Annotated in this window: 24 protein-coding genes; 9 read left to right on the top strand and 15 right to left on the bottom strand. The window is 70.0% G+C overall.

Annotated features, from left to right (window positions below):
- The first annotated feature begins 6 nt into the window (after positions 1-6).
- Together ACQQ2N_RS12625 and pdxA are read left to right on the top strand one after the other, a co-directional pair.
- A complete protein-coding gene (locus tag ACQQ2N_RS12625; RefSeq protein ID WP_440221928.1) occupies positions 7-1,326 on the top strand; it encodes a peptidylprolyl isomerase in 1,320 nt (439 codons plus the stop codon).
- The gene (gene pdxA, locus ACQQ2N_RS12620; protein WP_440221927.1) at positions 1,298-2,323 is read left to right on the top strand and encodes a 4-hydroxythreonine-4-phosphate dehydrogenase PdxA; all 1,026 of its coding nucleotides are present in this window, start codon (positions 1,298-1,300) and stop codon (positions 2,321-2,323) included. The genes ACQQ2N_RS12625 and pdxA overlap by 29 nt, the downstream gene beginning before the upstream one ends.
- Before the next feature lie 21 nt (positions 2,324-2,344).
- Here the strand turns inward: pdxA and murJ are convergent, their stop codons facing one another.
- Positions 2,345-3,964, bottom strand: coding sequence for a murein biosynthesis integral membrane protein MurJ (gene murJ, locus ACQQ2N_RS12615; protein ID WP_440221926.1), 1,620 nt, complete (start codon positions 3,962-3,964; stop codon positions 2,345-2,347).
- Between the two features lie 101 nt (positions 3,965-4,065).
- Here murJ and rpsT point away from each other — a divergent pair, with 101 nt between their 5' ends.
- A complete protein-coding gene (gene rpsT, locus ACQQ2N_RS12610) occupies positions 4,066-4,329 on the top strand; it encodes a 30S ribosomal protein S20 (RefSeq protein ID WP_440221925.1) in 264 nt (87 codons plus the stop codon).
- Positions 4,330-4,421: 92 nt separating this feature from the next.
- Here the strand turns inward: rpsT and cgtA are convergent, their stop codons facing one another.
- From cgtA to rplU, 3 genes are all read right to left on the bottom strand, one after another.
- A complete protein-coding gene (cgtA, locus tag ACQQ2N_RS12605; protein ID WP_440221924.1) occupies positions 4,422-5,471 on the bottom strand; it encodes an Obg family GTPase CgtA in 1,050 nt (349 codons plus the stop codon).
- Positions 5,472-5,613: 142 nt separating this feature from the next.
- Entirely contained in the window at positions 5,614-5,874 is a 261-nt protein-coding gene (rpmA, locus tag ACQQ2N_RS12600; protein ID WP_440221923.1) for a 50S ribosomal protein L27, read from the bottom strand.
- A gap of 3 nt (positions 5,875-5,877) precedes the next feature.
- Complete coding sequence (gene rplU / locus ACQQ2N_RS12595; RefSeq protein WP_440221922.1) at positions 5,878-6,210, bottom strand: 50S ribosomal protein L21; 333 nt, start codon at positions 6,208-6,210, stop codon at positions 5,878-5,880.
- A gap of 238 nt (positions 6,211-6,448) precedes the next feature.
- Here rplU and ACQQ2N_RS12590 point away from each other — a divergent pair, with 238 nt between their 5' ends.
- Complete coding sequence (locus ACQQ2N_RS12590; RefSeq protein ID WP_440221921.1) at positions 6,449-8,395, top strand: DEAD/DEAH box helicase; 1,947 nt, start codon at positions 6,449-6,451, stop codon at positions 8,393-8,395.
- 199 nt (positions 8,396-8,594) lie between these two features.
- On the opposite strand, the gene ACQQ2N_RS12585 is transcribed toward ACQQ2N_RS12590, so the two are convergent.
- Positions 8,595-9,194, bottom strand: coding sequence for a class I SAM-dependent DNA methyltransferase (locus ACQQ2N_RS12585; RefSeq protein WP_440221920.1), 600 nt, complete (start codon positions 9,192-9,194; stop codon positions 8,595-8,597).
- Positions 9,195-9,356: 162 nt separating this feature from the next.
- Between ACQQ2N_RS12585 and ACQQ2N_RS12580 the strand changes: the two genes are divergently transcribed.
- A complete protein-coding gene (locus ACQQ2N_RS12580) occupies positions 9,357-10,643 on the top strand; it encodes a polyhydroxyalkanoate depolymerase (protein ID WP_440221919.1) in 1,287 nt (428 codons plus the stop codon).
- 146 nt (positions 10,644-10,789) lie between these two features.
- Positions 10,790-11,737: an aldo/keto reductase gene (locus tag ACQQ2N_RS12575; protein ID WP_440221918.1), complete on the top strand. Its 948-nt coding sequence runs from the start codon at positions 10,790-10,792 to the stop codon at positions 11,735-11,737.
- A gap of 25 nt (positions 11,738-11,762) precedes the next feature.
- Here the strand turns inward: ACQQ2N_RS12575 and ACQQ2N_RS12570 are convergent, their stop codons facing one another.
- The gene (locus ACQQ2N_RS12570) at positions 11,763-12,761 is read right to left on the bottom strand and encodes a LysR substrate-binding domain-containing protein (RefSeq protein ID WP_440221917.1); all 999 of its coding nucleotides are present in this window, start codon (positions 12,759-12,761) and stop codon (positions 11,763-11,765) included.
- A 201-nt stretch (positions 12,762-12,962) separates the two neighbouring features.
- Between ACQQ2N_RS12570 and cysG the strand changes: the two genes are divergently transcribed.
- The gene (gene cysG / locus ACQQ2N_RS12565) at positions 12,963-14,390 is read left to right on the top strand and encodes a siroheme synthase CysG (RefSeq protein ID WP_440221916.1); all 1,428 of its coding nucleotides are present in this window, start codon (positions 12,963-12,965) and stop codon (positions 14,388-14,390) included.
- A 19-nt stretch (positions 14,391-14,409) separates the two neighbouring features.
- Positions 14,410-15,366, top strand: coding sequence for a cysteine synthase A (gene cysK, locus ACQQ2N_RS12560; protein ID WP_440221915.1), 957 nt, complete (start codon positions 14,410-14,412; stop codon positions 15,364-15,366).
- Between the two features lie 61 nt (positions 15,367-15,427).
- On the opposite strand, the gene ispH is transcribed toward cysK, so the two are convergent.
- The 9 genes from ispH to ACQQ2N_RS12515 all read right to left on the bottom strand — a co-directional run bounded on the left by ispH (position 15,428) and on the right by ACQQ2N_RS12515 (position 23,075).
- Positions 15,428-16,375 carry a 4-hydroxy-3-methylbut-2-enyl diphosphate reductase gene (gene ispH / locus ACQQ2N_RS12555; RefSeq protein ID WP_440221914.1) on the bottom strand — a complete coding sequence of 316 codons (948 nt, stop codon included), beginning with the start codon at positions 16,373-16,375 and terminating at the stop codon, positions 15,428-15,430.
- 7 nt (positions 16,376-16,382) lie between these two features.
- Positions 16,383-16,880 carry a signal peptidase II gene (gene lspA / locus ACQQ2N_RS12550; RefSeq protein ID WP_440221913.1) on the bottom strand — a complete coding sequence of 166 codons (498 nt, stop codon included), beginning with the start codon at positions 16,878-16,880 and terminating at the stop codon, positions 16,383-16,385.
- 109 nt (positions 16,881-16,989) lie between these two features.
- A complete protein-coding gene (ileS, locus tag ACQQ2N_RS12545; protein WP_440221912.1) occupies positions 16,990-19,884 on the bottom strand; it encodes an isoleucine--tRNA ligase in 2,895 nt (964 codons plus the stop codon).
- Positions 19,881-20,840, bottom strand: coding sequence for a bifunctional riboflavin kinase/FAD synthetase (locus tag ACQQ2N_RS12540; protein ID WP_440221911.1), 960 nt, complete (start codon positions 20,838-20,840; stop codon positions 19,881-19,883). Before ACQQ2N_RS12540 ends, ileS begins: the two co-directional genes overlap by 4 nt.
- Before the next feature lie 28 nt (positions 20,841-20,868).
- Entirely contained in the window at positions 20,869-21,243 is a 375-nt protein-coding gene (locus tag ACQQ2N_RS12535) for an MmcQ/YjbR family DNA-binding protein (RefSeq protein WP_440221910.1), read from the bottom strand.
- Positions 21,240-21,989 (bottom strand): L,D-transpeptidase family protein, encoded by a 750-nt coding sequence (locus tag ACQQ2N_RS12530; RefSeq protein WP_440221909.1) that lies wholly within the window; start codon positions 21,987-21,989, stop codon positions 21,240-21,242. Before ACQQ2N_RS12530 ends, ACQQ2N_RS12535 begins: the two co-directional genes overlap by 4 nt.
- An 11-nt stretch (positions 21,990-22,000) precedes the next feature.
- Complete coding sequence (locus ACQQ2N_RS12525; RefSeq protein ID WP_440225757.1) at positions 22,001-22,393, bottom strand: DUF6165 family protein; 393 nt, start codon at positions 22,391-22,393, stop codon at positions 22,001-22,003.
- 124 nt (positions 22,394-22,517) lie between these two features.
- Positions 22,518-22,718, bottom strand: coding sequence for a CsbD family protein (locus ACQQ2N_RS12520; protein ID WP_440221908.1), 201 nt, complete (start codon positions 22,716-22,718; stop codon positions 22,518-22,520).
- 24 nt (positions 22,719-22,742) lie between these two features.
- Positions 22,743-23,075, bottom strand: a complete 333-nt coding sequence (locus tag ACQQ2N_RS12515) for a BON domain-containing protein (RefSeq protein WP_440221907.1) — start codon at positions 23,073-23,075, stop codon at positions 22,743-22,745.
- Between the two features lie 217 nt (positions 23,076-23,292).
- Between ACQQ2N_RS12515 and ACQQ2N_RS12510 the strand changes: the two genes are divergently transcribed.
- Positions 23,293-24,498, top strand: coding sequence for an NAD(P)/FAD-dependent oxidoreductase (locus ACQQ2N_RS12510; RefSeq protein WP_440221906.1), 1,206 nt, complete (start codon positions 23,293-23,295; stop codon positions 24,496-24,498).
- Positions 24,499-24,533: the final 35 nt, after the last annotated feature.

The following is a 24,533-nucleotide window of genomic DNA, read 5'->3' as shown; positions in this document are numbered from 1 at the left end:
ATCCGCATGAAGAAGCTGCTCGCCACCCTGCTCCTCGCGTCCGCCCTCGCCGCCCCCGGCGTGCAGGCGCAGTTGATGCCGACCGAACCACTCGACGGCATCGTGGCCGTGCTCGACGAGGACGTCATCCTGAAGAGCCAGCTCGACCGTGCGGTCGCCGCCGTCGAGTACCAGTACCGCTCCAATCCGCAGCAGCTGCCGCCGCGCGACGTCCTGCAACGGCAGGTGCTCGACCGCCTGATCCTGCTCAAGCTGCAGGTCGGCCGTGCCGACCAGACCGGCGTCAAGATGTCGGATGCCGAGGTCGACCAGACCATCCAGCAGATCGCCCGCCAGAACAACCTCGACACCGCGCAGCTGCGCCAGGCGGTCCAGCAGCAGGGCCTGTCGTGGGAAGGCTTCCGCAACAACGTGCGCGAGGAAACCGTCGTGCAGCGGCTGCGCCAGCGCGTCGTGCAGAGCCGCGTGCAGGTCAGCGACACCGAGATCGAGCTGCTGCTCAAGAACGGCGGCATCCAGCGTGGCCAGGTGCACCTGGGCCACATCCAGATCACGCTGCCCGACGGCGCCACCGCCGACCAGATCCACGAGGCGCAGGCCAAGGCCGAGGACGTCGTCCGCCAGATCAACGAGGGCATGGATTTCACCGCCGCCGCGATCCGCTATTCCGACGCGCAGAACGCGCTCGAAGGCGGCGACCTCGGCTGGCGCGGATTCGACGAGATCCCGCCCGCGTTCGTCGAGGCGAGCGAGAGCCTGCAGCCGGGCCAGACGTCTGCGCCGATCCGTGGCCCGAACGGCTTCCACATCATCCGCGTCGTCGAGAAGCGCGAGGCCGCACAGCAGTTCGTGACCGAATTCCACGCCCGCCACATCCTCGTCAAGGCGACCGAGGTCGTGTCGGCCGACGAGGCCCGCGCGAAGGTCGATGCCCTGCGCGCGCGTGCGGTCGCCGGCGAGGATTTCGGCAAGCTCGCCCGCGAAGGCTCCGAGGACGGCCCCACCGCGAACATCGGCGGTGACATGGGCTGGTTCCAGAAGAATGCCTACGGCACGAGCGTCGCGCAGGTGATCGACACGCTGGCCGACAACGAGATCAGCCAGCCGTTCCAGACCGACATCGGCTGGCACCTGCTGCAGCGTCTCGGCACGCGCACGCAGGACCGCACGGCGGATGCCGAGCGCGATCAGGCGCGCCAGACCCTCGGCGCGCGCAAGGCCGACGAGGAGTACGAGAACTTCCTGCGCCAGGTCCGCTCCGAGGCGTACATCGAGATCCGCCTCCCGGGAGGCGATCGTGGCACCGGCAGCAGCGCCGGCGGCTGATCGCCGCCCGCGCATCGCCCTGACCGCCGGCGAACCCGCCGGCATCGGCCCCGAACTCGTCGCGCACCTCGCCGCGCTCGACGCCGGGGCCGATCTGATCCTCGTCGGCTCGGCCGATCTCGTCGCCGAACGCGCGGCCTCGATCGGCCTCTCCGTGTCGCTGCAGGCCGATCGCCCCGGCGTCCCGCTTCCGCCCGGCACGCTCGGCGTGGCCGACGTCGCGCTGCGTGTGCCTTCGATCGCGGGACGCCTGGATCCACGCAACGGCGCCTACGTGCTCGAGACGCTCGCGCGTGCCGCTGACGGTGCGAGCGACGGCCGCTTCGACGCGATCGTGACCGCGCCCGTGCACAAGGGCGTGGTCAACGACGGCGGCGTGCCGTTCACGGGTCACACCGAGTTCTTCGCGGCGCGTGCGAACCGTGACGTCGTCATGATGCTCGTCGCGGGATCGTTGCGCGTGGCGCTCGCGACGACGCACCTGCCGCTGTCCGCCGTGCCGGCCGCGATCACGCGGCCCTCGCTCGCGAACTCGTTGCGCATCCTGCACGGCGACCTCGTCGCGCGTTTCGGCCTCGCGCAGCCGCGCATCGCCGTGCTCGGCCTCAATCCGCACGCGGGCGAAGGCGGCCACCTCGGCCGCGAGGAGATCGACACGATCCAGCCGGTCATCGAGGAACTGCGCGGCGAAGGCCTCGATCTCGCCGGCCCGCTGCCCGCCGACACGGCGTTCGTGCCGCAGCAGCTCGCGCGCTTCGATGCCGTGCTCGCGATGTATCACGACCAGGGCCTGCCCGTGCTCAAGCACGCGGGCTTCGGCCACGCGGTCAACATCACGCTCGGCCTGCCCTACGTGCGCACCTCGGTCGACCACGGCACCGCGCTCGACCTCGCCGGCACCGGGCAGGCCGACCCCGGCAGCCTGATCGCGGCGACCACGCTGGCCGTGCAGCTCGCGCGGCTCGGTCGCGAAGGCACGTCGACGGACGTCGACTGACGGCTCGTCCGCCGGTACGCGTCAGGCCCGCTGCTCACGTGGTCCGCGCAGGTCGCGCAGGCGGAAACCGAACGCGAACAGCACGCCCGCGAAGGCCACGCCGCCGGCCGCGATCAGTACGCCGAGGCGCCACACCCGCGTCGTCACCGACCACGCGCTCCAGTCGTCCCAGATGAAGACGCCGACCAGCAGCGTCGCCGCGAGTGCCGCGCATGCGAGCACGAGCCGCACGAGGTGCCGCCCCCAGCCCGCTTCGCGCGTGTAGACGCCGTCGCGACGCAGCGCACGCCACAGCAGCGCGACGTTGAGGTAGCTCGCACAGGCGCTCGACAGCGCGAGGCCGACGTGCAGGCCCGGCACCGATGCCAGGGCCTCGCGCCAGCCCATCGCCCGCTGCTCCGGCGTGCTCCACAGCGCAAACAGCGCACCGACGAACACGACGTTGAGCAGCATGCTCGCGACCATCGAGGCGATGCCCGCGCGTACCGGCGTGGTCGTGTCCTGGCGCGAATAGAACGCAGGCGCCAAGGTCTTCACGAGCGTGAACGCCGGCAGCCCGAAGCTCAGCGCAGCCAGCGACATCGCCGCCATGCGCACGTCGTGCGCGGTGAACTTGCCATGCTGGAACAGCGTCGCGAGGATCGGCTCGGCGAGGATGACGAGGCCGAGCATCGCCGGCAACCCGATCAGCAGCGTCGTGCGCAGGCCCCAGTCGAGCGCCCGCGAGAAGCCAGCAGGATCGGCCGCGACATGATGACGCGACAACGTCGGCAGGATCACCGTGCCGAGCGCGACGCCGAACATGCCGAGCGGGAACTCGAGCAGGCGGTCGGTGTAGCCGAGCCAGGTCTGCGAACCGACGATCAGGAACGAGGCGATCAGCGTGTCGAGCAACAGGTTGACCTGGGCGACCGACGAGCCGAACAGGGTCGGCACCATGAGCTTCATGACCCGGCGCACGCCTTCGTGCGCAGCACCCCAGCGCGGCCACGCGAGCAGGCCGAGCCTGTGCAGCGCCGGCAGCTGCACCGCGAGCTGCAGCACGCCGGCCGCGAGCACGGCCCAGCCCAGCGCCATGATCGGCACCTCGAGATGCGGCGCAAGCCACAGCGCGGCCGCGATCATGCACACGTTGAGCACGACCGGAGTCAGCGCGGCGAGACCGAACCTGTTGAACGTGTTGAGCGCCGCGCCCGCAAGCGCGGTCAGCGAGACGAACAGCAGGAAAGGAAACGTCAGCCGCAGCAAGTCGCTGGTCAGGGCGAACTTGCCGGGCTCGTCGAGCGAGCCCGGCGCGAAGCCGCCGACGAGGACATCGGCGAAGATCACGCCGAGCGCGGTGACGACGAGCAGCACCGCGCCGAGCGTGCCGGCCGTGCGCGCGACGAGCTCGCGCAACTCCTCGGCGCTGCGTTTCTCGCGGTACTCGGTGAGCACCGGCACGAACGCCATCGAGAACGAGCCCTCGGCGAACAGGCGGCGCATGAAGTTGGGGATGCGGAACGCGACCAGGAACGCATCGGTCGCCGCCGACACGCCGAACACCGCGGCAACGACCATCTCGCGCACGAGGCCGAGCACGCGTGACACGAAGGTGCCGCTGCTGAACGCGAGCATCGAGCGCAGCAGACTGGGCTTCATCGGGCGGCTCCGACCGTGGTGCCGGGGCCGGGATTGACGCGGCCGATCGGCGCGCGCATACTTCCGCGCCTTTTTACATCCCCGTATTCTGGAGTTTTACCTTGGCCAACATCAAGTCCGCGAAGAAGCGTGCACGCCAGTCCGAGAAGGCTCGCCAGCGCAACGCCAGTGCCCGTTCGATGGTCCGCACGGCGATCAAGAAGGTCGTGAAGGCGATCGAGGCGAAGGACAAGGCGGCCGCCGAAGCCGCGCTCAAGAGCGCCGAGCCGATCGTCGACCGTTACGCCGCCCGTGGCCTGATCCACAAGAACAAGGCCGCGCGCCACAAGAGCCGCCTGACCGCGCACATCCGCGCGCTCGCCTGAGCTCGACACCACGGTGGATGCGAAAAAGCCGGCGCAAGCCGGCTTTTTCATTGGGCGATCCATCGGCGTGAGGGCACCGTGCACGCCGCGCCTCACGGTCGCGCCGCCTCGGCCGCTTCGGCCGCGTCACGACGCTGCTCGTCGAAGAAGCGCTGGATGTCCAGGCAGATCGGCCAGGTGTTCTCGCGCGAGATCGCCGAGACCAGGTACCATGGCTGCTTCCACTTGAGGCGCTTCACGAGTGCCTTGGCGGCCTTCTGCTGCTCCTCGGGGGCGAGCAGGTCCATCTTGTTGAAGACCAGCCAGCGCGGGCGATCGAGCAGTTCGGGATCGAAACCGTTGAGCTCGTTCTCGATCGTGCGCACCTGCTCGACCGGGTCGGTCTCGCCGTCGAGCGGGGCGATGTCGACGACGTGCAGCAGCAGGCGCGTACGCGCGACGTGCTTGAGGAACTGGATGCCGAGACCTGCACCCTCCGCGGCGCCCTCGATGAGGCCCGGGATGTCGGCGACGACGAAGCTCTTGTCGGTCTCGATGCGCACCACGCCGAGGTGCGGCTGCAGCGTCGTGAACGGGTAGTCGGCGACCTTCGGCGTCGCCGCAGAGACCGCGCGGATGAACGTGGACTTGCCCGCGTTCGGGAAGCCGAGCATGCCGACGTCGGCGAGCACCTTGAGCTCGAGGCGCAGCTCGCGCTCCTCGCCCGGCGTGCCTTGCGTGGCCTTTCGCGGCGCGCGGTTGGTCGAACTCTTGAAATGGATGTTGCCCTGCCCGCCGCGGCCGCCCTGGGCGACCAGAAGGCGCTGGCCGTGCTCGGTGAGGTCGCCGATGATCTCGTCGGTCTCGGTCGCGCTGACGACCGTGCCGACCGGCACGCGGATCACCGTGTCGGTGCCGCCCTTGCCGCTCATCTGCCGGCTCATGCCGTTCTCGCCGCGCTCGGCGCGGAACGCGCGCTGGTGGCGGAAATCGACGAGCGTGTTGAGGCCTTCGTCGGCGACCAGCCAGACGCTGCCGCCCGAGGCGCCGTCACCACCGTCGGGGCCGCCGAACGGGATGAACTTCTCGCGGCGGAAACTCACGCAGCCGTTGCCGCCGTTGCCGGCGTGGACGCGGATCGTGGCTTCGTCGACGAATTGCATGGTGGAACTCCGTGGATCGGAAAAGCGATGGCAGTGGCCGGAACGGCCTGCCGAAGGGTATCGCGCGACGGCGGGCGCGTACGCCGCCAATGAAAAGCCCCGCACGAGGCGGGGCTCTGTCATCACGCTGGCGAAGAACGGATCAGTTCGCGGGAACGACGCTGACCGTCTTGCGCTTCTGCGCGCCCTTCGTGGCGAACGTCACGACACCGTCCACGAGCGCGAAGATCGTGTAGTCACGACCGAGGCCCGCGCCGGGACCGATGTGGAAACGCGTGCCGCGCTGGCGGATGATGATGTTGCCGGCGTTGACCGCCTGGCCGCCGTACACCTTGACGCCGAGGTACTTCGGGTTGGAGTCGCGACCGTTGCGGGTTGAGCCGCCTGCCTTTTTGTGTGCCATGACTTACTCCTTGCCCGCCTTCTTGCCACCGGTGATGCCGGTGATCTCGATTTCGGTGTAGTGCTGACGGTGACCCTGCTGCTTCATGTGGTGCTTGCGGCGGCGGAACTTGATGATGCGGATCTTCTCGGCGCGGCCGTGCGACTTGATCGTCGCGGCGACCGTGGCGCCCGCGACGAGCGGCGCACCGATGCTGATGCCGTCACCGGAACCGACGAGCAGCACCTGGTCGAAATCGACCTTGCTGTCGACGTCGCCGACGAGTTTTTCGACGCGCAGGGTCTCGCCCTGGGCGACCCGGTACTGCTTACCGGAGATGAGAACGACTGCGTACATTGTGGCCATGCCTCTGTAGTTATTCTGGACTCTGCCCGCTTTCCACACCCGCACCGCATGACGGCCGGGCGTGAAAAGACGCGGGAGCATACAGGCCGGTCCCGGCCTGCGTCAATGCGACGGCCCCGGAGCCGCGCCCGCCGGCATGCGGCCGGGGCGCCGAAGCGCTACAATGGCGGCCTTCCCTTCCCCCGCGCCGCCCGCGCCCCTGCCGCGGCTGCGACTTCCGAGCACCCACATGTCCGATCCGGCGACCTCCGACGCGCCCAGCGTCCCCTCATTCCGTGACCTCGCCCTCGTCGAGCCGCTGCAGCGCGTGCTGACCGAGGTCGGTTACGAGTCGCCGTCGCCGATCCAGGCCGCGACGATACCGCACCTGCTGGCCGGCAAGGACGTGCTCGGCCAGGCCCAGACCGGCACCGGCAAGACCGCCGCGTTCGCGCTGCCCGTGCTGAACCGCCTCGACCTTTCCAAGACCAAGCCGCAGGCGCTGGTGCTCGCGCCGACGCGCGAACTCGCGATCCAGGTCGCCGAGGCATTCCAGCGCTACGCCGCGCACCTGCCGGGCTTCCACGTGCTGCCGATCTACGGCGGCCAGGCCTACGGCCCGCAGCTCGGCGGCCTGCGCCGCGGCGCGCACGTCGTGGTCGGCACGCCGGGCCGCATCATCGACCATCTCGAGCGCGGCTCGCTCGACCTCTCGCAGCTGTCGTGCCTGGTCCTCGACGAGGCCGACGAGATGCTGCGCATGGGCTTCATCGACGATGTCGAAGCCGTGCTGCAGAAGACGCCGCCGGACCGCCAGATCGCGCTGTTCTCGGCGACGATGCCGGCGCCGATCCGCCGCATCGCGCAGAACCACCTGCGCGAGCCGGTCGAGATCACGATCAAGGCCAAGACCACGACCGCCGCGAACATCCGCCAGCGCTACTGGCTGGTCAGCGGCATGCACAAGCTCGACGCGCTCACGCGCATCCTCGAGGCCGAGCCGTTCGACGCGATGATCGTGTTCGCACGCACCAAGCAGGCCACCGAGGAACTCGCCGAGAAGCTGCAGGCGCGCGGCCTCGCCGCGGCCGCGATCAACGGCGACATCGCGCAGGCCCAGCGCGAGCGCACGATCCAGCAGCTCAAGGAAGGCAAGCTCGACATCCTCGTCGCGACCGACGTCGCCGCGCGCGGCCTGGACGTGGAGCGCATCAGCCACGTGCTCAATTACGACATCCCGTACGACACCGAGTCGTACGTGCACCGCATCGGCCGCACCGGCCGCGCGGGCCGCCAGGGCGACGCGATCCTGTTCGTGACGCCGCGCGAGCGCAACATGCTGCGCGCGATCGAGCGTGCGACGCGCCAGCCGATCGAGGTCATGGACCTGCCGTCGGTCGAGACCGTCAACGACCGCCGCATCACGCGCTTCAAGGACCGCATCGGCGCCGCGCTCGCCGCGAGCGACCTCGGCGTGTTCCGCACCGTGATCGAGCAGTACGAGCGCGAGCACGACGTGCCCGCGATCGAGATCGCCGCCGCGCTCGCGCGCCTCGCCCAGGGCGACAAGCCGCTGCTGCTCGAGGCCGCGCCGAAGACCATGGAACGCCGCGAGTTCGACCCGACCGCACGCAAGGAGCGCCGCGACTTCGCCGAGCGCAGCGAGCGCGAGCGCTCGGGCAAGCCGGCCTTCCGCGACGGCAAGCCGCCGCGCGACGAGGCACGCCCGCCGCGTGCGCCGCGCCCGACGGGCACGGGCGACGCCGAGCCGACGTTCCCGGGCGAGCCACGTGCACGCCCCGCCCGCGACGCCTCGCGCGGCGATGCCGCACACCGCGATCCCGAGCCCGGCATGGAGACCTACCGCGTAGAGGTCGGCCACGCGCACGGCGTCAAGCCCGGCAACATCGTCGGCGCGATCGCCAACGAAGCCGAACTCGACAGCAAGCACATCGGCCGCATCACGATCCGCGACGACCACAGCCTCATCGACCTGCCCGAAGGCATGCCGTCGGAGATCCTCGGCCACCTCAAGAAGGTCTGGGTCGCAGGCCAGCGCCTGCGCATGGCCCGTGCGAGCGCCGACGACGCAGCCGGTCGCGCCGCGCCGCGCGCGCCGTCGGGGGATCGCCCCGAGCGCCCGTTCGAGCGCGCACCGAAGCACGGCAAGCCGTTCAAGCCGGGCAAGAAGTACTGACGCCGACGCCTCGTCGATGAACGCCCGCGAGCTTCACGCCTCGCCGGCGTCCACGAGGGTCAAGGCGGAATCACCTGCGGCGGTTCCGCCCTACGTGTCATCCCGTAGGGCGAAACCCGCGCAGCGGATTCCGCCGGCACGGTGCGCAAATGCCCGGCACGCGACATCGCCCCAAGACGTGGCGACGCATTTCAGGCATTCACACGCACTCGAGTGCCGACACCGACCGCATGAGCTGCGGCGACAGGTAGGCGTGCGAGCCGCAGGCGAGCAGGCCGGCCTCGGCGAGGCGGGCGCGGTACCAGGCCGGCGAGCGCCGGATGAAACCGTCCATGTCACCTTCGATCGGATCGCGCGAGGTGAACATCTCGATGAATGCGAGGCCTTCGAGCAGTTCGCCGAACCCCGACAGCCCGCGCACGAGTTCGCGCGACGGCAGGTAGTGCAGCACGTCCGAACAGACGATCACGTCGAAACGGCGCTCGAAGCGCAGCTCGGCGAGGTCGCCGAAGCGCGCGAAACGCAGGTTGCGCGAGCGCCCGAAACGCGAGACCGCGTACTCGCTCGAATCCAGGCCGAGGTAGTGCAGCTTCGGCCGCAGCGCGAGCAACGGCGCGCGCCAGACGCCTTCGCCGCAGCCCACGTCGAGCACGCTCGTGACCGGACGCCCGAGGTAGTACTCGGCCAGCGCGACCACCATCGCGACCTTGCGCCGCGTCTCGCCGCCGGCACGCACGCGGTCACGCGGATCGCGGTACCAGCGGTCGAAATAGGCGCGGTCGTAGGCTTTCGTCGTCATCGTGCACGGTCGTCGGGTCGCGGGGCCGCGCAGTATGGCACCGCGCGTGCATGCGCTTTCCGTCGACTCGATGCGCGTTCGACGCCATTGGACCAGAGTCGAATGTTGCAACCGCACAATTTCGGGCTAAGCTGGCCCGGTTCTTCGCCGGAGTGATGGCCGATGCTGTACCAGTGGCACGAGTTCAACCGCACGCTCATGAACCCGCTCATCGCGTGGTCGGGCGCCGCGGCGCAGTTGCTGACCTCGCGTGACAGCTGGCTCTCGCACCTGCCCGGCGCGCAGCGCGTCGCGGCCGGCTACGAGCTGTTCTACCGCCTCGGCAAGGAATACGAGAAGCCCGCGTTCGCGATCCCGAGCGTGACCGCGCACGGCCACGAGACGCCGATCTCCGAGCAGGTCGCGCTGGCCAAGCCGTTCTGCAACCTCGTGCGCTTCAAGCGCTTCAGCGACGACGTGCAGACGCTGGCCGAGCTCAAGGACGACCCGACCGTGCTCGTCGTGGCGCCGCTGTCGGGCCACCACGCGACGCTGCTGCGCGACACCGTGCGCACGCTGCTGCAGGACCACAAGGTCTACGTCACCGACTGGATCGACGCGCGCATGGTGCCGCTCGACCAGGGCGATTTCCGCCTCGACGACTACGTCGCCTACGTGCAGGAATTCATCCGCCACATCGGCGCCGAGAAGCTCCACGTGATCTCGGTGTGCCAGCCGACCGTGCCGGTGCTCGCGGCGGTGTCGCTGATGGCCTCGCGTGGCGAGACCACGCCGCTGTCGATGACGATGATGGGCGGGCCGATCGATCCGCGCCGCAGCCCGACCAAGGTCAACGACCTCGCCACGACGCAGCCGCTGTCGTGGTTCGAGCACAACGTCATCCACGAGGTGCCGCGCTCGTACCCGGGCGGCGGGCGCCTCGTCTACCCGGGCTTCCTGCAGCACGCGGGCTTCGTCGCGATGAACCCGAGCCGCCACCTGCAGTCGCACTGGGACTTCTACGAGAACCTGCGCAAGGGCGACCTCGACGACGCCGAGGCGCACCGCAAGTTCTACGACGAGTACAACGCCGTGCTCGACATGCCGGCGCCGTACTACCTCGACACGATCCGCACGGTGTTCCAGGAACACCTGCTGCCGCGCGGCCTGTGGGACGTCGACGGCGAGCGCGTCAAGCCGCAGGACATCCGCAGCTCGGCGCTGCTCACGATCGAAGGCGAGCTCGACGACATCTCGGGCCTCGGCCAGACCGAAGCCGCGCACGACCTCTGCACCGGCATCCCTGCAGCGCGCCGGCAGAAGATCGTCGCGCAGGGCGCCGGCCACTACGGCATCTTCAGCGGCCGCCGCTGGCGCGAGAAGATCTACCCGCAGGTGCGCGACTTCATCCGGCAGAACGAAGCCGCGGCGACGTCGACCAAGGTCACCCCGCTGCGCCGCAACGGCTGATTGAGCCGTTCGCCCGAGGCTGCGGCGCCGATCGCGGCAGCCTCGCGCGCACCGATCCCGCTCCGCGGGCGATAGGCCGAAAGGCCCTTGTGCATCGCACCATCCGCCCCATATCGTGGGCGGATCATCGCCCGGAGAACCACCGCATGACGACACGCACGCTCGGCCAGTCCGGCATCGAAGTGAAGCCGCTCGCGTTCGGCGGCAACGTATTCGGCTGGAGTGCCGACGAAGCGACGTCGTTCGCGCTGCTCGACGCGTTCGTCGGCGCAGGCCTCAACCTCGTCGACACCGCCGACATGTACTCGTCGTGGGTGAAAGGCAACGAGGGCGGCGAGTCCGAAGCCATCATCGGCCGCTGGCTGCGCCGCAGCCGCAAGCGCGACGACGTCGTCATCGCGACCAAGGTCGCCAAGTGGGATCGCCACCGCGGCCTCGCGCCGAAGACCATCCAGGCCGCCGCCGACGGTTCGCTCAAGCGCCTCGGCGTCGAGCGCATCGACCTCTACCAGGCCCACGAGGAAGACCCGTCGGTGCCGATCGAGGAGACGCTCGGCGCGTTCTCGCGCCTCATCGAGCAGGGCAAGGTGCGCGCGATCGGTGCATCGAACTACAGCGCCGCCTCGCTGGCCGCCGCGCTCGAAGCGAGCGCGAAGCACGGCCTGCCGCGCTACGAGACGCTGCAGCCCGAGTACAACCTGCACGATCGCGCCGGTTACGAGGCCGCGCTCGAGCCGCTGGTCCGCGAGCACGGCGTCGGCGTGATCTCGTACTACTCGCTCGCGAGCGGCTTCCTGACCGGCAAGTACCGCGGCGAAGCCGACCTCGCCAAGAGCAGCGCGCGCGGCCAGGGCGTCGCCAAGTACCTCGACGAACGCGGCCGTCGCATCCTCGCCAAGCTCGACGACGTCGCCTCGCGTCGGGGCGCGACGCCCGCGCAGGTCGCACTGGCGTGGCTGATCGCGCGACCGGGCATCAGCGCGCCGATCGCGAGCGCGACGTCGGTCGCGCAGCTCGAGGAACTGGTCGCCGCGACCTCGCTCGTGCTGTCTGGCATCGACATCGCCGAGCTCGACGTCGCCAGCGGTTACTGACCGCGAAGAAGCGTGCGGCGGCCGCTCAGGCCGCGCGCACGATGCCGGGCCGGCGCGCGATGTCGTGCCAGTCCGGCGGTTCGGGCCAGTCGGCCGGAGCAGCCCCCTGCACGACGCGCACGACGTCGCGGCGATCGACCTGCGGCGCGAGCGCCGCGATGAGGTCGAGTGCGTAGTCGCGCAGCACGCGGTCGCGACGCAGCACCACCCAGGCCGTGCACGTCGGCAGCAGGCCTTCGCTCGGCAGCACGAACAGGTCGGCCGCATCCGCCTCGGTCAACGCCATCTCGGCGAACACGCCGACGCCGAGCCCGGCGCGCACGTAGGTCTTGATGACGTCGGCATCGCGCGCGGTCACGGCGAGCTTCGGCTCGACGCCGGCCTGCACGAACGCGCGGCGCAGTGACGACTCGGGTGCCAGCGAGGATTCGTAGCTGACCAGCGGATAGGCGGCGATCTCGCCGATCGTCGGCGCACGGCCGAGCGAGGCGAGCGCGTGCGTGCGCGGCACCACCACGACGCGCTCCCAGCGGAACAGCGGGATCGCGAGATCGGCGGTCGGCACCTGCCCTGCCGTGCTGACGATGGCGAGATCGGCCTCGCCTTTGCCGAGCAGCTCCATGAGCTCCGAGTCGCCGTGCGGCTCGAGGCGCACGCCGACGTCGGGGTAGCGCCGCTTCACGTTCGCGATCGCATTTGGCAGCACGAAGCGCGCCTGCGTGTGCGTCGTCACGATGACGAGCTCGCCCTGCGCGTCGTTGCGCAGGTTGGCCGCGAGCGCGCGGATGTTGGCGGCCTCGGCGAGGATCGTGCGCGCGCGGCCGATGACCTGCTGGCCGGCCGTCGTGATCGAATCGAGGCTCTTGCCCTTGCGCAGGAACAGCTGGAAACCGAGTTCGCCCTCGAGCTGCTTGAGCTGCTTGGACAGGCCGGGCTGGGTCGCGTGGACGCGCTCGGCAGCCAGCGTGATGTTGAGGCCGGCATCGGCGATCGCGACGATGTAGCGGAGCTGGGTGAGGGTCATGACGCACGGCCGGAAGGAGGATGTCGGGAGCGCGCCACCTCGCGGCGGAGCGCCTTATTGCCGTGCAGCATAACGCCAGTCGGCGCACGCGTCCACGTGGACGTTTAGACGTCCAATCATGGCGTCATCACGCGCCGGCATATGCCGGATACGGCTGGCTATTTCCGCGACCGGCGGGGCCCGCCTAGCCTGACCGGAGCCATGAGCCTCTATCCGATCTTCGCCGACCTCAGCGGCCGCCGCGTCCTCGTCGTCGGCGCGGGCAGCGTCGGCGCGCGCAAGATCGAGGCCTTGCTCGCCGCCGGCGCGCGCGTCGTGGTCGGCGCGCCGCGGCTCGGGGAGCATGTCGCCGCCCGGGTCCGCGACGGCAGCGTCACGCACCTCGACGGCGAGTTCAGCCCCGACTGGATCGACGGCGCCTGGCTCGTGATCGCCGCGACCCGTGATACCCGCGTCAACCGCGCCGTCGCCGAGGCCGCCGAGGCACGCGGCGTGTTCGCGAACGTCGTCGACGACGCGGCGCTGTGCAGCTTCCAGGTCCCGGCCGTGATCGACCGCGGCCCGCTCGTCGTCGCGGTCTCGACCGGCGGTACCGCCCCCGTGCTCGCGCGCCTCGTGCGCGAGCGGCTCGAGGCCCTGCTCGACGGATCGGTGGCGACGCTCGCCACGCTCGCGTCGCGCTGGCGTGAGCGCATCCGTGCACGCCTGCCGAACCTCGGCGCGCGCCGGCGGTTTCTCGAGGAGGTCTTCACGGGTGACGTCGCCGCGCTCGCGCGCGCGGCGCGTCCCGACGATGCCGAGCAGGCGCTCGCCGCAGCACTCGCGCGTGCCGACGACCGTCCGCGCGGCCGCGTCACGCTGGTCGGCGCCGGCCCCGGCGATGCCGGCCTGCTCACGCTCGCGGGCCTGCGCGCCCTGCATGAGGCCGACGTGATCCTGCACGACAGCCTCGTCTCCGACGACGTGCTCGCGCTCGCGCGCCGTGATGCCGACCGCATCGCGGTCGGCAAGCGTGGCGGCGGCGGGCATACGCCGCAGGAGCACATCCACGCGCTGCTGCTCGAGCACGCGCGTGCGGGCCGGCGCGTCGTGCGCCTGAAAGGCGGCGATCCGTTCGTGTTCGGCCGCGGCGGCGAGGAGCTCGAGTTCCTGCGCGACCATGACATCGACTACGCGGTGATACCGGGCATCACGGCGGCACTCGCCTGCGCCGCGCATGCCGGCATCCCGCTCACCCATCGCGACCACGCGCAGTCGGTGCGCTTCGTCACCGCGCACTGCCGTGAATCGCTCGACACGCTCGACTGGAACGCGCTCGCGCAGGAGCGCCAGACGCTCGCGGTGTACATGGGCGTGGCAACGCTCGACGTGCTGCGCGATCGGCTGCTCGCGCACGGTCGCGATGCGGCGACCCCGTTCGCCTTGATCGAGAACGGCACGCGCCACGACCAGCGCGTCGTCACCGGCACGCTCGCGACGCTCGTCGAGTCCGCGCAGGCGCATTCCGTGCGTTCGCCCGCGCTGCTCGTGCTCGGCGAGGTCGCCGCGCTGGCCGATCGTCTACACTGGTTTGGCACCCCGCCGCTCCAGGCCCCTCCCGTCCTCCCGCGCGCGCTGCGCGCCGCCTGAACCGCTACGGAGATCCCGCATGGCCTTCGCCTCGATCCTCGACACCATCGGCAACACGCCCGTCGTCAAGCTGCAGCGCCTCGCGCCGGAACACGTCGACCTCTACGTCAAGGTGGAGTCGTTCAACCCGGGCGGCTCGGTCAAGGACCGCCTCGCGCTGGCGGTCGTGCTCGATGCCGAGAAGCGTGGCACGCTCAAGCCGGGCCAGACGATCGTGGAGGCCACCTCGGGCAACACGGGCGTCGCGCTCGCGATGGTCGCGGCCGCGCGCGGCTACCCGTTCGTCGCCGTGATGACCGAAACGTTCTCGGTCGAGCGCCGCAAGCTGATCCGCGCCTACGGCGGCAAGGTCATCCTGACGCCGGCCGCCGAGCGCGGCACCGGCATGGTGCGCAAGGCCGCCGAACTCGCCGAGAAGCACGGCTGGTTCCTCGCGCGCCAGTTCGAGAATCCGGCCAACCCGGCCTGGCACCGCAACACGACCGGCCCCGAGATCCTGCGCGACTTCGCCGGCAAGCGCCTCGACTTCTTCGTGACCGGCTGGGGCACCGGCGGCACGCTGACCGGCGCGGGCGAGATCATCCGCCTCGCGCGTCCCGAGGTGCAGATCGTCGCGAGCGAGCCGGCCGGCGCCGCGCTGCTGTCGGGCCAGGAATGGAAGCCGCACAAGATCCAGGGCTGGACGCCCGACTTCGTGCCCGGCGTGCTCAACCGCGATGTCGCGCACCGCATCCTGCCGGTCGACGACATCGTCGCGCGCGACACGGCACGCCTGCTCGCGAGCCGCGAAGGCATCTTCGCGGGTATCTCGTCGGGCGCGACGCTGGCCGCGGCACTGGAAGTCGCCAAGGACGCCCCGCAGGGCTCGGTGATCCTCGCGATGTTGCCCGACACGGGCGAGCGCTATTTCTCGACGATCCTGTTCGAGGGCGTCAACGAGGGCTCCGACGACGAGTGGCTCGCCTCGCTGGGCTGACCGCCCGCGGGACCTGGCCGCGCCGTCACCATCACGACCATCGCCCGCGACGGGCGGTGGCTCAGGCGACGACCTTGATGCGCAGTTCGCGCGGCAGCGCGAACGTGACGTTCTCGGCCTTGCCTTCCAGTTCCTGCACGCTTTCGGCGCCGGCCGCGCGCAGGCGCGCGATGACGTCCTGGACGAGGCTCTCGGGGGCCGAGGCACCGGCCGTCACGCCGATGCGCGAGCGGCCTTCGAGCCAGGCGTCGAGGATGTCGGCGGCGCCGTCGATGAGGTAGGCCGGCACGCCCTGCTTCTCGGCGAGTTCGCGCAGGCGGTTCGAGTTCGAGCTCGTCGGCGAGCCGACCACGAGCACGAGGTCGCATTCCTGGCCGAGCTTGCGCACCGCATCCTGGCGGTTCTGCGTGGCGTAGCAGATGTCGTCGTGGCGCGGGCCGATGATGGCCGGGAAATGCGTGCGCAAGGCCTCGATGACCGCGCGCGTGTCGTCGACCGACAGCGTCGTCTGGGTCACGAACGCGAGGTTCTCCGGATCGCGCGGTGCGAGCTGCGGCACGCACTCGGGCGTCTCGACGAGGTGGATCGCGCCGCGGTTGGCCGGATCCCACTGGCCCATCGTGCCTTCCACCTCGGGATGCCCGGCGTGGCCGATCAGCACCACGTCGCGCCCGGCCTTGCCGTGGCGCGCGACCTCGATGTGCACCTTGGTCACGAGCGGACAGGTCGCGTCGAACACGCTGAGCGCACGGTCCGAGGCTTCCTTGCGCACAGCCTGCGAGACGCCGTGCGCACTGAAGATCACGGTCGCGCCGTCGGGCACTTCGTCGAGCTCGTCGACGAACACCGCGCCGCGCGCGCGCAGCGACTCGACCACGAATCGGTTGTGCACGACCTCGTGGCGCACGTAGATCGGCGCGCCGAACGCATCGATGGCGCGCTCGACGATCTCGATCGCACGGTCGACGCCGGCGCAGAAACCACGGGGATTGGCGAGCAGGACCTGCATGGCGTGATTATCGCGCAGCGGCGGGGGCTTTCCCACCGAACAGGCCGAACACGACGAGGAACACCGCACCGACGCTGATCGCCGAATCGGCGATGTTGAACGCGGGCCAGTGCGAGGCATTCCAGTACACGTCGATGAAGTCGACGACATGTCCGAAGCGCACGCGGTCGATCACGTTGCCGATCGCGCCGCCGACCACCAGCGACAGTGGCAGCGCGGTGCGCCAGTCGCCGCGCGGCGTGCGTGACAGCCACACCACCAGCACGCTGCTGACCACGACCGCGAGCGCGGTGAAGAACCAGCGCTGCCAGCCGCCAGCATCGGCGAGGAAGCTGAATGCCGCGCCTTCGTTGTAGGCCAGCGTCCAGTTGAGCAGGCCCGGGATGACCTCGATCGTCTCGTGCAGCTGCAGGTGGCCGAGCACGACGTGCTTGGTGATCTGGTCGGCGACGAGGACGACCAGCGACAGCAGCAGCCAGTTCAGGGCGTTCGGGCGTGGGGACATCGGGACGGTCACAGGCGGCGGCAGGACGCGCATGGTACATGCGGGCACGCAGGGGCGTTGCGCAAGCCCCTGCGGCGGAACGCGCCGGGCGCGCACGCCCGGCGCACGGTCAGAACCAGCGGCGGACCTCGCCCGCGCCGTCGATGTTCTCGGCGCAGCGCGCGCAGATCTCCGCGTGTGCCGCGTTGGAACCGACATCGATGCGGTAATGCCAGCAGCGGATGCACTTCGCGGCCTCGCTGGCCTTCGCGACGATCCACACCTCGGCGCCGTCGATCTCGGCGCGCACGGCCTCGGCCGGCTTGTCGGCGAGGCTGCGCCAGGCGAGCTCGGACGTGATGAAGAAGAAGCGCAGCTCGTCGGTCACGTCCGCCACGCGCGCGAGCGTGGCCTCGTCGGCGTAGACCGTCACCTCGGCCTGCAGCGACGCGCCGATCGCGCCGGCGCCGCGCATGCCCTCGAGCACCTTGGCCACGCCGGCGCGGATCGCGAGCAGGCAGGTCCAGAACGTGCGCTGCGCGGGCGAGGCCTGGGTCGCGGCGAGGCCGTCGTACCAGGTCTCGAACAGCACCGACTCGTCGCGCGTACCGGGCAGGTGCTGCCAGGCTTCCTCGGCGGTGAACGTCGTGACCGGCGCGAGCCAGCGCACGAGCGCCTCGAGGATGCGGTACATCGCACTCTGCGCGCTGCGCCGGCCGAGGCTGTCGGTCGGCATCGTGTAGAGGCGGTCCTTGGTGATGTCGAGGTAGAGCGAGCCCATCTCGTTGGTGCAGAAGTTCTGCACGCGCTGCACGATCTCGGGGAAGTCGTAGCGCTCGTACGCGGCGACCACCGCGACCTGGGTGTCGTGCGCCTGCTGCACGGCCCACTGGTCGAGCAGCAGACAGGACTCGACCGGCAGCAGCTGCGTGGCCGGATCGAAGCCGTCGAGGTTGCCGAGCAGGAAGCGCGCCGTGTTGCGGATGCGGCGGTAGGCGTCGGAGACGCGCTTGAGGATCTCGTCGGAGACGGCGATCTCGTTGCGATAGTCGGTCGACGCGACCCACAGGCGCAGCACGTCGGCACCGAGCGAATCGACGACCTTCTGCGGCGCGACCACGTTGCCGAGCGACTTGGACATCTTGCGGCCGTGCTGGTCGACCGTGAAGCCGTGCGTGAGCACCTCGTCGTACGGCGCGCGGCCGTGCATCGCCGCCGAAGTCAGCAGCGAGGAATGGAACCAGCCTCGGTGCTGGTCCGAACCTTCCAGATACATGACGCGGTCGCCTTCGCCGCGCGCGAGCTCGGCGCGCTGGCCGAGCACGGCGTGGTGGGTGACGCCCGAGTCGAACCACACGTCGAGCACGTCGGTGACCTTCTCGTAGCGCTCGGCGTCGTCGCCGAGCAGCTCGCGCGCGTCGAGCGTGGCCCAGGCGTCGATGCCGTCCTTCTCGACGCGCTGCGCGACCTGCTCGAACAGCTCGACGCTGCGCGGATGCGGCAGCTGGGTGGTGCGGTCGACGAACATCGCGATCGGCACGCCCCAGGTGCGCTGGCGCGAGATGCACCAGTCCGGGCGGCCCGCGATCATGCCGGTGATGCGCTCCTCGCCCCAGGCCGGGATCCAGCGCACGGCCTTGATCGAGGCGAGCGCGTCGGCGCGCAGGCCTTCCTTCTCCATGCTGATGAACCACTGCGGCGTCGCGCGGAACGCGACAGGCGTCTTGTGGCGCCAGCAGTGCGGGTAGCTGTGCTCGAGCTTGGCGAACGCGAGCAGGCGGCCGTTGCCGCGCAGCAGCTCGACGACAGCGTCGTTGGCTTTCCAGATGAACTGGCCTTCGAACAGCGGCGTGCCGGGCAGGTAAACGCCGTTGCCGCCGATCGGGTTGAGCTGGTTCGCCGTGCACGCCTCGACGAGGCCGTAGGCCTGGCCGACCGCGAAGTCCTCGACGCCGTGGCCGGGCGCGGTGTGCACGGCGCCGGTGCCGTCCTCGGCGGTGACGTGGTCGCCGACCAGCAGCGGGATCGAGCGGTCGTCGTAGAACGGGTGGCGCAGCGCGAGGCCGGTGCCACCCTGCCCGTCCGGGGATTTCGTTTCCAGCTGCGCGCCGGTGACGCGACCGAGCACCGCGACCGTCTCGACGCCGTACCGCGCGAGCGCCTTGCCGGCGAGCGCCTCGGCGACCACGAGCAACACGCGGCGGCCTTCACGCGCCGGGCCTTCGACGAGCACGTACTCGAGTTCCGGGCCAAGCGACACGGCAAGGCTGGCCGGCAGCGTCCACGGCGTGGTCGTCCAGATCGGCACGGCGACGATCGTGCCGACATCGACTTCGACGCCGAACAGCTTCGCGAACGCCTGCGCGTCGAGCGCATCGTAGGCGACGTCGATGGCCGGCGAGATCTTGTCCGCGTACTCGATCTCGGCCTCGGCCAGTGCCGAGCCGCAGTCGAAGCACCAGTGCACGGGCTTGAAGCCGCGCGTGATGTGGCCGTTCGCGTAGATCACCGACAGCGCGCGCAGCATGTCGGCCTCGAAGCGCGCGTCCATCGTGCGGTAGGGGTTGTCCCAGTCGCCGAGCACGCCGAGGCGCTTGAAGTCGGCGCGCTGCAGGTCGATCTGCTTGGCGGCGTACTCACGGCACTTCTGGCGGAACGTCGCCGCGTCGACCTTCTGGCCGACCTTGCCGACCTCCTTCTCGACCGCGATCTCGATCGGCAGGCCGTGGCAGTCCCAGCCCGGCACGTACGGCGCGCGCAGGCCGGCCATGAGCTTGGACTTGACCACGATGTCCTTGAGTACCTTGTTGACCGCGTGGCCGATGTGGATCACGCCGTTCGCGTACGGCGGACCGTCGTGCAGCACGAACGCGTGCGGGCGCTGCGCGGTGCGCGCCTGGATCGCCTCGTAGCGGCCCTTCGCGTACCAGTCCTCGAGCATGCCGGGCTCGCGCCTGGCGAGGTCGGCCTTCATCGCGAACGCGGTGTTGGGCAGGTTGATCGTGCTCTTGTAATCGGTGCTCACGCGCATGCTCCGGCCGGGCGGGCCTCGGGGACACCGAGCAGGCTGCGGGCCTGCGCGGCGTCGAGATCGATCTGGCGCACCATCGCGTCCAGATCGCTGAATTTTTCCTCGTCGCGCAGCTTGGCGACGAACTCCACGTCGAGGCGGCGCCCGTACAGGTCGCCGTCGAAGTCGAACAGGTGGGCCTCGAGCAGCGGCTCGGTGCCGTTGACGGTCGGCCGCACGCCGAGGCTCGCGACCGCGGCATGCGGCACCGGGCCGATGCCGTGCACGCGCACGGCGAAGATGCCGTCGACCGGCGAGGTGCGGCGGCCGAGGCGGAAGTTCGCGGTCGGGTAACCGAGCTTGCGGCCGAGCTGCTGGCCGCGCACCACATGTCCGCCGATCATGAACGGACGGCCGAGCAGGCGCGCCGCGGCGTCGAAATCGCCCGCGGCGAGGTGGGCGCGGATGCCGCTGCTGCGCACGCGCTCGCCATCGACGAGGAACTCCGGGAACACCTCGACGCCGAAGCCGAGCCTCGCGCCGAGTTCGCGCAGCAAGACGGGATCACCGCGCCGCGCGTGGCCGAAACGGAAATCCGCACCGATCCAGACCTCACGTGCACCGAGGCGTGCGACCAGCACCTGCTCGACGAAGGCCTCGGGCGACATCGCGGCGAGCGCGGCATCGAACCGCAGCAGGAGCAGCAGGTCGGCACCGGCGGCGGCCAGCTGGACGATCTTGCCGCGCGCGTCGTCGATGCGCGGGACTGGCGTGCCACGCGCGAAGAACTCGCGCGGGATCGGTTCGAAGCTCAGCGCCGCGGTGCGGGCGCCGAGCGCGGCGGCACGCTCGCGCGCACGCGCGAGCAGCGCGCGGTGGCCGAGGTGGACACCGTCGAACGCGCCGATGCAGACGACACTTCCCTGCGGCGCGAGCGGCGCACCGGAGGCATCACGACAGAGTTGCAACATCCGGCCATTATAGCCGTCGGACGATGCCTCAGTCCTCGGCGCCGAGGGCCAGGCGGGTCTTCTTCGGCAGGCCCTGGCGCACCAGCTCGTAGGAATTGCGCACGTAGCCGCACAACTCGGCCTCGCTGAACCGGTCCGGCTCGGTCACGCTGATCCAGAACGCACGCGCCGCGTAAGGCGCCGGCGCCATGCCGGGCTGATCGCTGAGCTCGAGGAAGCGCTCCGGATCGACCTTGAAGCTCAGGCGCCCGCGGTCGGGCCCGAGCGTGCAGTAGACGACGAACATCTTGCCCGAGACGCTCCAGACGAGGTCGACCTCCCACTTGATCGAACGCGCGGCACCGGGCCACGCTGCGCAGAGATCGTCGAGCTGGTCCTGCTCCAAGCCACGCGTGTCGCTCATCGGGAACCCTCCACGGCGTAACGCGTGCCGTCCACGCGGATGCGGGGCGGCGTGCGCGTGCGCTCGAACGCATCATAAGCGGGTTGCAGCTCGCGCCAGAACGCGTGCCACGGCGAATCGCGCTCGGCGGCGAGCGCCTCGTCGGTCGGGCGGAACGGAAACGCGTGCACCTCGAACGCGTCCTGCCCGCTACGCAAGGCGGCCGCGGCCAGCGACCAGATCTCCTCGATCGCCGCGTCGCCCATCGCGTAGCAGCCGATCGACACGCACGAGCCGTGCACCATGAGGTAACTGCCGGTACGCCGGTGCGCGCGGTCGTAGGCGTTCGGGTAGCCGAGGTCGAACGAGAGGTGGTAGCTGCTGCGAGGATTCATCTGGCCGACGCGCACGCGATAGAAGCCTTCCGGTGCCTGCTGGTCGCCCTCGCGCTGCTTCGGCCCGAGCGCGCCCGAGTACGTGCAGATCGGGTAATCGCGCACATGGACGTACGCGCCGCCCTCGCCCTGCATCCACAGCTCGAGCAGCTTCTCGCGCTTGAACACGCGCATGAACACCGGCGCGCCGTAGCGCAGGCCCAGCGCCGCGAGGTCGCGCTCGAGGGCAGGCTTGACGCGCGCCTCGGCGGCCGCGGCGCGGTCGGTTTCGGCGGCGTGCACGCGCGCGACGAGGCTGCGACCGGTCACGGGCCAGAGCAGCGCGCCGGCGATGCCGAGCACGCCGGCGACCGCAAGCGTGCCGGCCAGCACCCGTCGGCGTTTCAGCGGTAGTCCTCGTAGGATTTTTCCTCGACCAGTGTCGAGCCGAGTGCGTCGTTGATCTCGCGCTTGAATGCGGCACGCTCGTCGTTGCGGAAATACACGGCGCGCGCGAGCTCGATGAACTCCTCGTCGAAGGCCTTGGCCTTCTCCTTGACGCGGATGCGGTCCTCGATGTCCCACAGGAGCTCGTTGACCGCACGCAGCTTGCCGCGCGAGGCGGCGATGTCGATGCGCGACACCTCGGCGGCGGACCACGTCGCGTTGAGCAGATCGAGCTCGGTGCGCACGTTGCGCAGCTTGTCGGGGTTGCCGATGCGCTCGGCCTTGATCTCGAGGATCGTGATCTTGTCGATGAGTTCGCCGTAGGAGACGGGGACGGAAATCTGGCTCATGTCGCGCGGTACCGGCAGGAGGAATGCCGGCATGGTAGGCCGTCGGCGCGCCGACGCCTACCGTCGAATGCAAAAGAAAAGGGCCGGGATCGCTCCCGGCCCTTCGCGGTGGCGGCACCGCGGATCAGCGCAAGCTGTCTTCGAAATCCTTCACGTGCTTGGCCGCTTCGTCCTTGGCGAGGCCATAGCGCTCCTGGATCTTGCCCGCGAGGTACTCGCGGTTGCCCTCGGCGACCTGCAGGTCGTCGTCGGTCAGCTTGCCCCACTTTTCCTTGAGGGTGCCGCTGAGCTGCTTCCACTTGCCCTTGATGCGATCTTCATTCATGAGTCTGCTCCTCGGATGGGGTGATCAGGACGTCTTCAGGCCCGAGGCATCGACGCTCTTGACGCCCTTGATGCTCTTGGTGGCCGCGACGGCCTTCTCGACCGCGGTCTTGCTGGTCAGCACGCCGGTCAGCGTGACGACGCCGTCGACCGTGGTGACGCTGATGTCGGTGCTTTTGACGCCATCGGTCGTGGCGAGCTCGGTCTTGACCTTGGTGGTGATCCACGTGTCGGTCACGGGCTGGTCGGACTCGTTGTTCGGCGTTTCGGCGGCGTGGTCGTGCGCGAACACCGGCGCAGCGTTGAAGGCGAAGGCACCGACGATCGCGAACGCGAGAGTGGAAAGACGCTTGTTCATGGCGGACTCCTTGGGTTGATGACCCGGCCATCGGGTGGAGCCACACTACGCAGCGTTACCTCCACGACTCCTGAATACGGCAACCCCGAGCGGTACGTCCTCAGGCCACGGACAGGAACGGTTGCAGGCGCGTTCATCGCAAGACAATCGATGCCGCATTCATCGCGTATTGGCGACGTGCGCGCGTGAATGCCGCAAACGAACGCGAGGAGTGGCGATGGACCTCAAGAGCGGCTACCCGTACTGGATCGTGCGCAACGGCCTGCCGCAGCACTTCGCGCCGCTCGAGTCCGACGCACGATGCGACGTCGCCGTGATCGGCGCGGGTATCACCGGTGCGCTCGTCGCGCGCGAGCTCGTCGAGGCCGGCTTCGACACCCTCGTGCTCGACACGCGCGACGCGGCATGGGGCAGCACGGCCGCGAGCACCGCGATGATCCAGTACGAGATCGACACCGAACTCGCGCAGCTCGCGCGCATCGTCGGCGTCGATACCGCGGTGACGATCTATCGGGCCTGCGAAGCGGCCGTCGACGAACTCGGCACGATCGCGGCGGACGTGCGCGTCGCCTTCGATCGCGCCTCGAGTCTCTACATCGCGAGCAGGCGCTGGCATGCCGGGCGCGTGCGTCGCGAAGGCGCGCTGCGGCGTGCACACGGCTTCGCCGTCGACACGCTCGAGGCCGGCGACATCGCCGCGCGCTACGGCATCGAAGCCCCGGCCGCACTGCTCACGGCCACCGCGGGACAGGTCGATCCGTACCGCCTCGCGATCGCACTGCTGTCCGATCTCGCCGGGCGCGGTGTGCGCGTGCACGACCGCAGCAAGGTCATCCACCGCATCGAGCGCTCGCGCGACATCGAACTGCACACGCAGCGCGGCGCGCGCGTGCGCTGCCGCCATGTGGTCATCGCGGCGGGCTACGAATCGCAGGGCTGGCTGCCCGAACGCGTCGCCGCGAACCGCAGCAGCTACGCGCTCGTCACCGAGCCGTTGCGCTCGATGCCGTCCTGGCTGCGGCACACGCTCGTGTGGGAAACCGCGCGCCCCTACCTCTACCTGCGCACGACGCGCGACGGACGCGTGCTCGCCGGCGGCGAGGACGATCGCCTCGACATTCCCGCACGCCGCGACGCAAGCGTGCAGAAGAAGGCCGCGCGCATTCTCGCGAGGGTCGGCGGGATGTTGCCCGGACTCGAACTCGAGCCCGGCTTCGCCTGGGCCGGCACGTTCGCCGAGACCGCCGACGGCCTGCCGTTCTTCGGCGCGCATCCGCGACTCGACCGGCGCCTGCTGTTCGCGATGGCCTACGGCGGCAACGGCATCGTCTACAGTGTCATCGGTGCGCGCCTGCTTCGGATGCAGCTCGAGCGGCGTCGTCATCCGCTCGCACACATATTCGGGTTCGATCGCGTGCGATGACACGTGATGCGCAGCGGCTCGCGCATCACGCCGAG

Source organism: Dokdonella aquatica, from assembly GCF_051987395.1.
Classification (GTDB): Bacteria; Pseudomonadota; Gammaproteobacteria; order Xanthomonadales; family Rhodanobacteraceae; genus Dokdonella.
Note: the sequence above shows the minus strand (reverse complement) of the source record. Positions and strands in the feature narration are given on the sequence as shown.